This is a genomic window from Pedobacter sp. GW822-FHT03F06, assembly GCF_058801365.1.
The window spans coordinates 74,571-88,790 of record NZ_JBXANE010000008.1 but is presented as its reverse complement, the minus strand read 5'-3'; the positions used below and the strand labels follow the sequence as shown (position 1 = coordinate 88,790).

Below are 14,220 nucleotides of genomic sequence, written 5' to 3'. Positions count from 1 at the left end.
AATTTATATAATTGCCGCAGATGTGCAGATTTGACGAATCAATCTGAACATCTGCGGCTTTTTAATTTAATATGCACCATGAGCGCAGCAATAACAGATATTAATTATTTCGATTTTTACGCCTTACCGATCCAGTTTAATCCAGATCAAAATGTGGTTAAAACAAAATTTTATGCATTTAGCAAGCAGTTTCATCCTGATTTTTATGCCAATGAAAGCGAAGAGAAGCAGCAAGAAGTACTCGACCTGTCTACTTTGAACAATAAGGCCTACCAGACACTCAGCAGTGCTAAAAAACGCTTAAAATACGTGCTCGAATTAAAAGGGATTGTAGAAACAGACGAGGCTTATCAACTGCCACAATCTTTTTTAATGGAAATGATGGATGTTAATGAGGCTTTAATGGATCTGGAATTTGAGCCGGATGCCGAAAAGTTAGCGCAGGTAAAACGAGATGTTGATGCCATAGAAAAAGATCTGGCTAACGAACTGAATGATCTGATAGGCCGTTTTGATGGCAACCCAACAGCATCTGATGCACTACTGCCTTCGATTAAGGATAATTTTTACCGACAGAAATACGTTGATCGGATCAGGGAACGCTTGCCGAAATAGATGAATGATGGAATAGGTCCGAAGTCGGGGGGCGGAGATAGTAGCATAAAAACAAGCACCCAACGCTGTGTCCTTTGCGCCTTTTATTTGTGTCCGCTGCGGTTAAAAGATGGGAAGCCCTAAACCTTCCACCTTTGTAAGACACCCGATTGTAAAATCATTTTTTAGTTTTTGATAGGCAAAAGCTTTGTTTTACTTTCGGAGTAAACAATCAGATCAATGAATAGCTCCCTTTCTATTTTCCGCAAAGTGGCCGTGGCAGAAGGCACATCTTATCTGCTTTTATTATTTGTAGCCATGCCGTTAAAATATTTTGCAGATCTTCCTTTGTATGTAAAATATACCGGATGGGCCCACGGATTATTATTTGTATTATATGCAGCCACCTTAGTTTTAGCTTGGCAAGAACAAAAATGGAAGTTTGGTAAAGCCGTTTTGATTTTTTTAGCGTCACTTTTGCCCTTTATGCCCTTTGTGGTTGATCGTAAATTGAAAGATGAACGCGCGCTAAACTAATTGCCTATTACACAAATTACTTACCTTAGTATTATGCGTTTAATAAATGATCGCCAGAGGTAGGTTAGATATCCGTTTTACCGAACTTTTTAAGGGTGCACTATACTGTATTGGTAGTGCTTGCGGTTTTAAAAAAGAACAGCCCCGGTTCCCTGAAGCGCAGTTGCCCTGTCTTTCTGTTCGTACAGGTTTACATCTCGTATTAAAAGCGCTAAATCTTGAACCTGGCGACGAAATATTGGTTGCAGATATTAACATCCCGGATATGTTTGCAATCCTTGCTGCCTATCATTTAAAAGTTGTACCATTACCTATTGATAGAAATACACTAGGCATTTCTGCTGGCCAGATAGCATCAGCTATTACACCCAAAACAAAGCTGCTGCTCATTACCCATTTATTTGGTGGCATAATGGATACCGGACCATTGCTTGATATCGCCAAATTGCATAATCTGATCGTAATAGAAGATTGTGCACAAGCCTATGATGGAATTTATGAAGGTAATTTAAAATCCGACGTCGTATTGTTCAGTTTTGGACTAATTAAGACAAATACCGCCTTAAGTGGTGCTATACTTCATATTAGAAACGAGCAACTATTTACTTTGGTAACAATATTAAACAATAGGCTGCCGGTGCAAAAAGGCGATCGATACTTCAAAAAAATAATTAATGCTACCCTGATTAACATTCTTACCTCAAGATGGCCATTTACCCTTGCTTATTGGCTTTGCAGACAATTTGATAAAGACTTTGATGCTTTTATTACCGGTTTTACAAGAGGTTTTCCTGGCGCAGATGTAATGGAGAAAATCAAATACAGGCCATGTTATGCTAATTTGTGTATGTTGCAGCATAGATTGGATGATTTTGATCAGTCTCGTATTCATAAGAGAAAGATACTGGCGAACCAGTTGTTATTGAATGTTGATTCGCGAAATATTATTGGTGCTGCAAACTTAAGGCATACACACTGGGTAATTCCGATAGTTGCGGCTAATCCATCACTGTTAATCGATAAATTAAGAGAAAAAGGATTCGATGCCACTTCAAAAGCCTCCAGTTTAGTTAAGATAGGTTTCACGGGTTTGCCGTTAAAAACTTCAAATGAACTAATACTTCAAAATTTAGTTTATCTGCCAACGGATATGAAAATGAGTAAAAAAGAAGTTAAACAATTGAACCAGTTGTTATTAGATCATCTGTTAAATGATGAAGGTTTTAGTAAATCAGATCAGATATAAAAAGAAGCAAATAAAATTTGCGAATTAAGTGCTTAATTTATACATTTGCATCCCGCTGAATAAGCAAATGCCCAGCTGGCGGAATTGGTAGACGCGCTGGTCTCAAACACCTGTGGGAAACCGTGCCGGTTCGACTCCGGCGCTGGGTACGATTAAAAAAATACCTGCTAAAGGTAAGTAACCGGGCTTTGAACATTCAAAGTCCGGTTTTTTTGTGCCATTTGCTAGTTTAAATGCGATTCAGGTGCATTCAAAGAATTACACCTCCCCGAACTACAGAATTACTTATCCTTCTCGTAGGGCTCTCTGCTGATAAAATGAAAGGACCTGCCCGATTATTTGGCAGAAAGCACAAACGAACAATCTTTAGGGGTCTCTATGCAGGATGCAGCAGGATGGTTAGGCGCGCCACGTTTTATATATTAACCGGAAATAAACCAGTAGCTATATAACGCTAGCTATAACGTATAGCCAAATATATTCCGGAATTTTATGAAAAGCATCCACTCTTTTATGCTTACAGCCTTTATGCTCGTTAATATTACCGTTTTTGCCCAACCCAGAACACCAGATTGGGTAAGCAAGGTGGGTGCGCGGAAATTCAGTTTTAAGCAAAATAACTATCTCGTAAACAAATATGGAGCGATAAACGATGGTAAAACTTTGGCTACAAATGCCATTCAGAAGGCTATTGATGACTGTGCTGCAAAAGGTGGAGGTATCGTTTCTTTTGAAGCGGGCAAATACCTTACCGGATCAATTTTTATTAAAAATGGGGTCAATTTAAAGATTGATGAAGGTGTTGAAATTTTGGGTAGCCAGGATATTAAAGATTATCCTGAAATCGATACACGTGTGGCCGGTATCGAAATGAAATGGCCTGCGGCACTAATTAACATTCTAAAACAAGATAAAGCTTCTATTTCGGGCAAGGGATTGATTAATGCCCAAGGCAAACCATTCTGGGAATATTACTGGAATTTAAGAAAAGAATATGACACGAAAGGCTTAAGGTGGATTGTAGATTACGATGCCAAACGTCCAAGAACGATACTGGTCGAATCCGCAAAGGATGTGGTGATCAAAGATATTCATGTACAACAGGCTGGATTTTGGACGGTGCAGATTTTGTACTCTTCTTATGTAACGGTAGATCATATTACCATTCGGAACAATGTAGATGGCAATGGCCCGAGTACAGATGGAATTGACGTCGATTCTTCGTTATGGACACTGATCGAAAATTGTGATATCGATTGTAATGATGATAATTTCTGCCTTAAAGCCGGTCGCGATTGGGATGGCCTAAGGGTAAACCGACCAACAGAATACGTCGTAATCCGCAATTGTGTGGCGCGTAAAGGAGCAGGCTTGCTTACTTTGGGTAGCGAAACTTCGGGCAGTATCCGCCATGTTTGGGCCACCGATCTGGTAGGCTATGGAACGGGTAATGCAATTAATATTAAATCGGCCAAAACAAGGGGAGGTACGGTAGAAGATGTATATTTCGGTAACATTACCATGCATGGTGTGGGCAATGTAATTCAGGTAAATCCGAACTGGAATCCTGCTTACAGTTATTCTACTTTACCGGCTGGATACCATCCGGATTCTATCCCCGCACATTGGACCAAACTTTTAACCCATGTACAACCAGCAAGCAAGGGCATTCCTAAAATACAGAACATCAACGTGTTTAATGTTACCGCTACCGGCGCTAAAAAGGCAATCAACGCCATTGGTTTTTCAGAAACCATATTGAAAAACTTTAATCTCTCCAGCCTGAAAATAGAAGCAGCTACTGCCGGAACGATCGATTTTGGGCAAAACTGGACTTTTGACCGGGTAAATATTACAACGGCAGACCAAAGCGTATTGAAAGTGAGTAATTCAGTAAGTGTAAATCCTTAACCGTTTCGGAAAAATGAAAAAATTTTACAGTTTATGCTACTGCCTCGGTTTATCGGTAAATACACTTTTTGCACAGGAAATTTATCCGCCAATCTTAAAATCGGGAACCTGGCACAATGAAAATGCAAGTTTACGGTACCGTCCGGAGGGAAGAGATTTTGTTATCCATAATGGTACAAGAAGGTTTACGAGAGCCTTATATGGAACCAATACAGCGTTCCGGGTCGAGGCTGGCGATCTGCCGGAGTTTGCTTTGTATATGCCAGCTATGGGCGGTAACCTGCAGTTTGGCTTACTTGATGGCAATAACAGCAAATGGCTGATTAAGGCAACAGATATTACCGCCAGGTACCGCCCAGGATCGATGATTTACACGATAAAAGACCCATTGCTGGGAAATGGGACGCTTCATTTAACCCTCCTTGCATTGAGCAACAGCGATGGAATGGTGTTAAAAGCCCGTTTCGAAAATGTGAAAAAGGATGTAGAACTGCTTTGGGTTTTCGGTGGAGCAAGTGATAAAAAGTTTAGCCGTAGTGGCGATATGGGGGTAGATCCCGAATCTTCTTTTTATCTCGAAAAACAAAACTGTAAGGATAATTTATTTACGGTTACAAAGAACAGTTTCGAGCTCCAATACGCCAAAATCAAAAAAATAAGTGGACTTTTTCCGGCTGAAATCAGGATTGCTGACGCTGCTGATTTATCTTCTCCTTTAACTTTAGATCAATCTAAAACGCAGCAAAATCCAGTAATTTCCGGAAAAATAAAGGTAGAAAATGATAAAGATTTTTATGTACTGATCCAAAATCCTGAAAAAGATAACGCCCCTAAAAACTGGGATAGTACTACCCAGTTTATGGAATCGGAAAAGAAACGTAAAATTTTAGCCGATCGGGTACAGGTTGATACACCAGATCCTTTTTTCAACACCATTGGTGGTGCTTTGGCCATGGCTTCTGATGGGATTTGGGAAGCACCATCTTATATGCACGGTGCCATTGGCTGGCGGATGCGTTTGCCCGGTTGGCGTGGGCCTTACACTGCCGATCCACTAGGTTGGCACGATCGGGCAAGAACACATTTTGATGCATATGCCAAATCGCAGGTGCTCAATCCGGAAAGCGGACCCGTTTTGGCCGATACTGCTTTTAACCTTTCGCGATCAAAAGAAGCCATGGGGACTGCAATGTTCAGCAATGGTTACATCAGTCGCGAACCGGATGGAAAATCGATCAGACCGCACCACTATGATATGAATCTTGTGTATATCGATCAATTACTCTGGCATTTCAACTGGACGGGCGATTTAGCTTATGTAAAAGAAATGTGGCCCGTAATTAAAAGGCATTTAGCCTGGGAGAAAAGAGTTTTTGATGCGGATGATAATGGCCTTTATGATGCCTATGCAGCCATTTGGGCAAGCGATGCATTGCAATATAGTGGCGGAAGCGGAACACATAGCTCAGCTTATAACTACCGCGCGAATTTAGTTGCCGCCAAACTTGCCCGTTTGATCAATGAAGATCCAGGTGTTTATCAAAAAGAGGCCGACAAAATATTAAAAGCCATAAATACCCAGCTCTGGATGCCAGAAAAAGGCTGGTATGCAGAATATAAAGATGCTTTAGGTCTACAGCAATTGCATCCGGCTGCAGGTTTATGGACGGTTTATCACAGTATAGATTCGGAGGTACCAGATGCTTTTCAGGCCTGGCAGAGTTTAAGGTATGTTGATACCAATATCCCACACATCCCGGTAAGGGCAAAAGGACTCGAAGATAAAGGTTATTATACCCTGTCAACCACAAACTGGATGCCTTATGAGTGGTCGTTAAACAATGTGGTTTTAGCCGAAGTTACCCATACGGCCCTGGCCAACTGGCAAGCAGGCAGGACTGAAGAAGCCTTTAAACTTTGGAAAAGTGAACTATTGGCCAGCATGTACCTTGGAGGAAGTCCGGGTAATTTTGCCCAGGTTTCCCGCTATGATGCCATTTTAGGGGAATCGTACCGCGATTTTGGTGATCCGGTAGGCATTAATTCACGAACACTCGTTGAAGGGCTTTTTGGTGTGGTGCCTGATGCACTGAATAAAACTTTGCTCATCAGACCAGGTTTACCACAAGAATGGGATCATGCGGCCCTAAATATTCCTGATTTTTCTTTTTCTTTTAAACGAAAAGCATCGGTTGATACCTATGAGCTGTTGCCGAGATTTGCCATTAGGCTCGGACTTAAAATGCGCATTAAAGCTAAGCGCAATCAATTAAAATCGGTTAAGATTAATGGAAGAGCAGTAAAGTGGGAAAACGTTGCCAGCGCTATTGGCTCACCCGAAATCGAGATTGAAAGTGCAGCGGCAAAAGACTATTCGGTGGAATTGATTTGGGGAGGTGAAACCTTAAATCCACCCAAAATTAACGTTGTCTATACCGCTGGTTCGAAAATGGAAGTCGATTTTGGAAAGGCTAAAATTGTTAAAATATTTGATCCCCAAAAGGTGCTTAACCATATAAATGCAAGTGAAAGTAAACTTAGTGCAAATGTTCAGGGCGAACCAGGCGACCGTACCTTCTTTGCTCAGATTAAGAATGGTCCGTTCACGTATTGGTTTCCTGTTTGTTTTAAACTGAAGGCGGCGGTGAAAAAGTCAGATCAAATTTTAGATTTAACGGCTAAAGAATGGACAGGTAAAAAGCTGGAAACACAAGATTTATCCGCTTATTTTAACGATCAGGTCGGTCAGATTTTTAACCATAAATACCTGTCGCCACGGCCACAAACTACAACTTTACAATTGGCCTGGCAAGGTATTGGTGATTGGACGCACCCGAAATTAAAACCTGAAATTAATGATATGGGCTTGCGCAAACTGGCGGGCGCAAAAGGCGAATTTTTATTGCCTTCTGGCGTGGTTTTTAAAACACCATCAGATAGCACTTCAAAAAATATCATTTATACTTCTCAGTGGGATAATTTCCCCCGAAAAGCAGAAATCCCACTTTCTGGTAAAGCAAGCGGGATATTTTTCCTTTTGGCCGGAACAACCAACCCCATGCAAAGCAGAATGGATAATGGCAAAATTACGGTTCAATATACCGATGGGTCTACCCAAAAACTGTTGTTGCGTAACCCCGAAAATTGGTGGCCAATTGAACAGGATCTTTTCACCGATGGTTTCGCTTTCGATACAGGTGCAGAGCGGCCAGTACGTATACACCTGAAAACGGGTAAAATTGTAACCGCACAAGATGGCGATAGCTGGAATGGAAAAGACATAAAAGGAGGTGCAGCAACAGCATTGGGCCTAAAGCTCGACCCTAAAAAAACACTGGCTAAGCTTACCTTATCTGCCCTTTGTAATGATGTAATTATTGGTTTAATGGCGCTCACTTTAGTTCGTTAGTTAATTTGAATCATGAAGTATAGCGGTAGGATATCGAAAAACATAGTATTGCCAATTTTCTTGGTCTTATTGTCTTTTGCTACTGCTTTCTCAAAGTTGAAAAACAATATTGCACATTATTCTACCGAACATGGGCTTTCGCACGATGGTGTGCTCTGCATTACCCAAGACCGCGACGGCTTTATGTGGTTTGGTACTTTTGATGGCCTAAACCGTTTCGACGGGACAAATTTCAATATTTAAATGATTTAGTAAAATAAGCGGTATGTGTAGAATTAAAAACCAATTTAAACCCTTGATGCTCTTCGTAATGCTTTTCATCTGCAATATTGTTTTTGCACAGATTGACCGGCAAGCATTGGTAACACGACATACTGTTGTGGTTAAAAAAATAGATTCCCTTTCATCCTTATCTGTAGGCAATGGTCGCTTTGCTTTTACCGTTGATGCCACAGGATTGCAAAGTTTTCCGGATTGCTATGCCAAAGGTGTTCCATTAGGCACACAATCGCAATGGGGATGGGGATCGTACAAAAATGAGGGTAAGTTCAATATAACCGAGGCTTATAAATATTACGATCAATATGGTCGCAAAATTCCTTACACCGTGCAGTTAAATACACCACTTAGGGCTAAAGCGGCTAGTAATTATTTCCGCCAGAATTTACACCGTTTACAATTGGGGAATATTGGTTTCGATCTGATTAAAAAGAATGGCCAATTGGCCAGGGCTAACGATATAAAAGATATTAACCAAAACCTAAACCTCTGGACGGGTGAAATTAAGAGTAGTTTTACCTTAGAAGGAATTCCTGTTGAGGTAACTACGGTTGGGCATCAGGATCTTGATCTGATCAGTGCATCGGTGTCGTCGCCTTTAATTTTAGCAGGAAGGTTAAAAATCAGGGTTAGGTACCCGGTAGCTACTGGCGAATGGGCAGATGTAGGAAACAATTGGAGCAATAACAACAAACACCATTCACAGGTAGTGGCGCAGCGTGCCGATGGTGCTGTAATTAAACGTCAGATCGACTCTGCAGTTTATTATACTTCCTTTTCGTGGAAAGGTAAAGCGCAACTGGCCGAGAAACAAGCGCATTATTTTACCATTACACCTAATAAAACCAATCATGCATTTAGCTTTAGCTGTCTTTTTTCGCAGCAGAAAAGGAATGAGGTGGTTCCGTCCTTTGCACTGAGCCAACAGAATAGTTTAGTACAATGGAAAGCCTTTTGGATGAGCGGTGCTGCGGTCGATTTTAGCGGAAGTACTGATAAACGTGCATTTGAACTCGAACGCAGAATAATCCTTTCCGAATACCTCACCAAAATACAATGTTCGGGCGATTTCCCCCCACAAGAAACTGGCCTAACCTACAACAGCTGGTTTGGTAAACCACACCTCGAAATGCATTGGTGGCATGGGGTTCATTTTGCGCTATGGGGCAGGCCCGAGTTATTAAATCGGAGTACTGATTGGTATTTTAAGGTTGCGGATAAGGCAAAGAAAATTGCGCAGGTACAGGGATTTGATGGCTTACGCTGGCAGAAAATGACCGATAATAAAGGGAACGAAAGTCCATCATCAATAGGGGCAATGTTGATCTGGCAGCAGCCGCACCTCATTACCTTTGCCGAATTGGAATATCGTGCAAATCAAGATGGAAAGGTATTGCAAAAATATAAAGACCTGGTATTTAAAACGGCCGATTTTATGGCTTCTTTTGCGCATTACGATGCCACAAAAGGTCGTTATGTACTCGGGCCCGGATTAATTCCGGCACAAGAGCGTTTTAAAGCCGAAAACACTTTTAATCCTACCTATGAGCTGGCTTATTGGGCGTGGGGTTTGAAAACAGCGCAAGAGTGGCGTTTGCGTTTAGGCATGCCGCGAAATGCAAAATGGGATGAGGTGATGGCTAAATTATCTAACTTGCCTGTACAAAACGGCGTATATCTGGCTGCAGAAAGTGCGCCTGATTCTTACACCAATCCCGAATATAAAACAGATCACCCCTCCGTATTGGGGGCATTTGGTATGCTGCCCGAAACAAGTTTGTTGGATAAAGCTACCATGCGTAAAACCTTTGATCTGGTTTGGAAAGACTGGAGCTGGAACGATACCTGGGGATGGGATTTCCCGATGACAGCCATGACAGCCACACGTTTAGGTATGCCCGAGAAAGCGGTTGATGCCTTGCTGATGCCTGTGCAAACCAATACTTACCTTATTAATGGCCATAACTACCAGGATGATCGCCTGCGCATTTATTTACCTGGAAACGGAGGTTTACTTGCCGCTGTGGCTTTAATGTGTGCTGGCTGGGATGGAAATAAGACCACAAATCCTGGTTTCCCTAAAGATGGAACTTGGAAGGTGCAATGGGAAGGTTTTAAGAAGATGATGTAGGAGAGAATGGAATAGGTTAGGCTAAGCTATAGGTTTTTATTTAACACATCCAATGGGATAAAATCTTTAAAGAATTGATTCATAACATTGCGGCCTAGCGTACTAACCGGAGTGAACACTTTTATAAGTTTTTACTCCGGATTTTTTTTGCCTGTCAATCCAGGTAAAACTAAGATGATTATGAATAAATGGCGTTATAATGCCCGAACAATTTGAATGGAAAAAAGTCATGTCAACTAATCCTCGGCTTTGCCGGATAGGTTATAAAATAGGGTTTTACAATATTCTTTCACGCTTACGAAAATTGTTTCTTAATGCCATTCAACCGCAGATAATTGAATGGATAGACTTTCCATGAAGCTATATTCTTCTCATTTATTTAAAAAGTAGATAAAAAATACTATGTTTGCGACTTTATTTTTAATAAGTCTAAATAGTATTTGATCCTTATTTCATGAAGATAACCTTAACCCATGCGGCATTATGCCTTTTTTTCTTTTTGTTTCTCTCAAACAGTGCTTCTGCGCAACAGACCGTAAAACTGCAGGGATATGTACGTGATAGTCAGGGAAACCCACTTCCCGGTGTTACCATCAGTGTTGAAAATACAAAATTAACTACCTCAACAAATAACAAAGGTTATTATAGGTTGCAAGTGAGCCAGGGCAAGCTAATTTTACATTTTAATTTTATCGGTTTTAGGCAATCGGTCAAAACGATCGAGATCAGTGGAGATACAGATGAAAATGTTGTTCTGACCGAATCAAATTCAGATCTTCAGCAGGTAGAAATTACCGGGCGTAAAGAAAAAGCCTATAAAACCAAGGCGACCTTTATTGGTAAGATTGAAAATGAACTCAAAGACATTCCTCAATCTGTTTCCTATGCCAGTAAGGAATTGATTGCCGATCAGGGCCTCATGCGCGTTGGTGAGGTTGTGAAAAACTTTAGCGGAGTAAATCAGTTCAGTTTTTATGATGACTTAACCATCCGTGGCTTTCGTGTAAACGGACAGAGCAATACCCAGTTGCTGAACGGACTAAGAACAAGTACAGGTTTTTGGAAACAGTCGCTCGCCAATTATCTGGAAAGGGTTGAAGTGCTAAAAGGTCCGTCTTCTGCACTTTTTGGAAATGCAAGTCCAGGTGGTGTGGTAAACCGGGTAACCAAAAAGCCGCTTGACGAAACCAGAAGATCCATTAGTATGACTATGGGAAGTTTCAATACATTCCGTGGGCTTGCCGATTTTACCGGACCGGCATCAAAAGACAGTACCTTGCTTTACCGCTTAAACCTTGGCTATGAAAATGCAGAAACTTTCAGGGATTTAATGTTTGACAGGAACTTTGTTATTGCGCCTTCGCTTACCTTTGTCCCGTCTGAAAAAACGAGGATAAACTTTGATCTGGTATATACCGATTCGAAAAGCAGGCTTGATAGGGGGCAGCCGATTTTTGGTAGCTTCGATTTAAATTCGACTCCTCAGTCGCTATCCCTGAACACTACAAACGATTACCTGAACGAACTCACTTATAATGCAACGATCTCGATTACCCATAAAGTAAGCGATGTATTGAGCCTGAATGCTTCATATCTTAAAACAGGATATTCAGAAGATCTGAATGAGCACCGTACTTCCAATTCTTATGGTGTTGATGGCAATGGCGCTGTGATCAATAATCTTGCTGGGATGAATGTCCAAATTAGAAAACGCAAGCGTTTTATCGATAACTTCTCCGGCTATGTAAATTACACGCCTACAACCGGACCCATATCACATAAGATCGTAGCAGGTTATGATTTTGGGAGTGAAAAAACGCCTGTAGGCGGTTCGCAGATGACAGCAAGTGGTTATAGAAATGCAGCGAACAACGGTTCTATCCCGACCTATGTGGTCGCCAATAAGAGCAGGTATCTCCTTGATGCTGCAGGAAACCCAGTACCCAATGTTCCGCACTTCAATCTTAACGACCCGTTGTCATCCCAGAGAATGCAGGATGATAGCAAACTTTTCTTTGCTCAATCTGTAGTGGCCCCAGCATATTATTATCTTAACTCAGGGTATATTCAGGATCAGTTAAAAATTGGCGCGCTGCAGGTTTTACTTGGAGTGCGTTATGAATATTATACTGATTTTGCCAATTATAAAACTCAAACCGAAGCGAAAGCCAATTCACATGCCTGGTTGCCACGATTAGGCGCTGTTTATGCCATTAATTCAAATATCAATTTTTATGGAAGTTATGTTGAAGGATACAATCCTCAGACCTCTGCCACCATATCAAACCCAAATGCAGGCGGGCCATTTGATCCCTTGAAAAGCAATATGATCGAATTTGGTGCAAAAACCAGCTGGCTCAGGGATCAACTGAGCATTACCGCCGCCGTGTATCAGATCAAGCAGACCGGAGCGCTGTATGCAACACCAGGCGTAATTGATGTACTAAGGCAGATAGGGGATGAGCAATCTAGAGGCTTCGAAGTTGATGTCGTTGGAAAAATTATGCCGAACTGGAATGTAATTGCATCGTATTCATACAACAGGGCGAAGATACTTGAAAGCGGTACGGCAGGAGAGATTGGGATCCAAAAGCCGAACGCACCAAAAAACACTGCAAATTTATGGACCCGTTATAACTTTATTGATGGTGCAGCCAAAGGTTTTGGTATAGCATTAGGGATAAATTATGTAGATAAGAGAAACCTAAACTATGATGCGAAGTTCTCGCCTGAAGATCAGATTACCTTACCATCATTCACGCTTCTTAATGCCGGGCTGTTCTATAATATCGGTAAACTCCAGCTTCAGCTAAATGCAAATAACATCGGAAATAAAAAACACTGGGTGGGCGGATACGATTATCTACGGTTATTTCCGGGGCAGCCAGAAAACTATATGCTAACGGTTGGATATTCATTTTAATGGCCAAAAGTAAATTCAAAAAGATTACCGGCTGGCTCCATCTTTGGATAGGGCTGGTAACAGGAGTTGTTGTCGTGATCGTATCCATCACGGGATGCATTTATGTATTCAATGATGAGATATTTGATGCCCTACACCAGGATATTGTTTACGTTCAGAAAATCGGCCGGCCGAAGCCGGTTTCTGAATTGCTTGCCAATGCACAACAAGCGGTTGGCCCTGGTAAAGTCCTCTCAAATGTGAAGATTTCAGCAGACAACAAAAGCTATGTGTTTTCTGGTTTTAAGGTTAATAAAAAGGAAAAGATCAACCTTTGGTATTTTAGCCAATTTGAGTATTTAAATGATATTTATGTAAATCAGTACACGGGGAAGGTTCTGGGGATAATTGATGTCCGTTACGAATTTTTCAATATCGTTGAGCAGCTGCACAGACAGTTGTTATTGGTAAAACCTATCGGAAGTCTCGTTGTGGGTTCCTGCATTCTTCTATTTCTTGTGATGCTCATCAGTGGTTTTATTCTTTGGCTGCCAAAAAACTACAAGCAGTTTAAAAAAAGTATTACAATCAAATGGAATGCAAAATGGAAACGGGTAAATTACGATCTGCATAATTCACTGGGGTTTTATGTTCTGCCAGTGGCGATGCTTATTGCCATTACAGGTTTGGTATGGTCTTTTAAATGGTGGGAAACCGGGATATATAAACTTTTGGGAGACAAGGGGAAGACTGGTTTTGCGCGGACACTGCCCATCATCAATGCTAGTGACTCGACATTAAACAAGATTGACCTCATTCATTATGACCTGGTAAAAAAACTAAAAGGTGATTGGGAGGAGATCGGAATCGGCATCCCGACTGAAACCAACAAGGTTTCGACCTCATTTGTCAGTATTGAGAGCAATAAAGATGGCTGGCGGGGTGTTAGTTATTATTTTTACGATGGTAGGACTGGAAAGATAATTGATGTTTTACCGCATTCACAGAAAACGCTGGGCATGAAATGGAGAAATTCAAATCTTCCGATGCATACAGGTAGAATATATGGTCTGGGCACACAGCTATTGGCTTTTTTTGCTGCTTTGATCTGTGCTTCCCTTCCGGTTTCAGGGTTTCTGATCTGGTTGGGGAAAAGGAAGAAAAAGCCTAAGTCTTCCCTTAAGTTGGGTTTGAATGCTTAAAAATGGACA

The 14,220-nt window shown here is 41.3% G+C and carries 9 protein-coding genes and 1 tRNA gene; all 10 read left to right on the top strand.

The features are described from left to right. Positions 1-78 precede the first annotated feature (78 nt). The 10 genes from hscB (at position 79) to AC1RJ8_RS15050 (ending at position 14,211) form a co-directional block, all read left to right on the top strand. Positions 79-615 carry a Fe-S protein assembly co-chaperone HscB gene (hscB, locus tag AC1RJ8_RS15095; RefSeq protein ID WP_492954687.1) on the top strand — a complete coding sequence of 179 codons (537 nt, stop codon included), beginning with the start codon at positions 79-81 and terminating at the stop codon, positions 613-615. 219 nt (positions 616-834) lie between these two features. Continuing rightward, a complete protein-coding gene (locus AC1RJ8_RS15090; protein WP_492954688.1) occupies positions 835-1,131 on the top strand; it encodes a DUF3817 domain-containing protein in 297 nt (98 codons plus the stop codon). A 46-nt stretch (positions 1,132-1,177) separates the two neighbouring features. Continuing rightward, complete coding sequence (locus tag AC1RJ8_RS15085; protein ID WP_492954689.1) at positions 1,178-2,377, top strand: DegT/DnrJ/EryC1/StrS family aminotransferase; 1,200 nt, start codon at positions 1,178-1,180, stop codon at positions 2,375-2,377. 69 nt (positions 2,378-2,446) lie between these two features. Beyond that, positions 2,447-2,526, top strand: a tRNA-Leu gene (locus AC1RJ8_RS15080). Between the two features lie 343 nt (positions 2,527-2,869). Continuing rightward, positions 2,870-4,288: a glycoside hydrolase family 28 protein gene (locus AC1RJ8_RS15075; RefSeq protein ID WP_492954690.1), complete on the top strand. Its 1,419-nt coding sequence runs from the start codon at positions 2,870-2,872 to the stop codon at positions 4,286-4,288. Between the two features lie 13 nt (positions 4,289-4,301). Then, a complete protein-coding gene (locus AC1RJ8_RS15070) occupies positions 4,302-7,697 on the top strand; it encodes a DUF4450 domain-containing protein (RefSeq protein ID WP_492954691.1) in 3,396 nt (1,131 codons plus the stop codon). A gap of 12 nt (positions 7,698-7,709) precedes the next feature. Continuing rightward, on the top strand, positions 7,710-7,940 hold the full coding sequence (locus tag AC1RJ8_RS15065; RefSeq protein WP_492954692.1) for a two-component regulator propeller domain-containing protein: 231 nt from the start codon (positions 7,710-7,712) through the stop codon (positions 7,938-7,940). A gap of 22 nt (positions 7,941-7,962) precedes the next feature. Then, positions 7,963-10,107 carry a hypothetical protein gene (locus AC1RJ8_RS15060; protein WP_492954693.1) on the top strand — a complete coding sequence of 715 codons (2,145 nt, stop codon included), beginning with the start codon at positions 7,963-7,965 and terminating at the stop codon, positions 10,105-10,107. A gap of 454 nt (positions 10,108-10,561) precedes the next feature. After that, positions 10,562-13,030, top strand: coding sequence for a TonB-dependent receptor domain-containing protein (locus AC1RJ8_RS15055; RefSeq protein ID WP_492954694.1), 2,469 nt, complete (start codon positions 10,562-10,564; stop codon positions 13,028-13,030). Then, the gene (locus AC1RJ8_RS15050; protein ID WP_492954695.1) at positions 13,030-14,211 is read left to right on the top strand and encodes a PepSY-associated TM helix domain-containing protein; all 1,182 of its coding nucleotides are present in this window, start codon (positions 13,030-13,032) and stop codon (positions 14,209-14,211) included. The genes AC1RJ8_RS15055 and AC1RJ8_RS15050 overlap by 1 nt, the downstream gene beginning before the upstream one ends. Positions 14,212-14,220 lie beyond the last annotated feature (9 nt).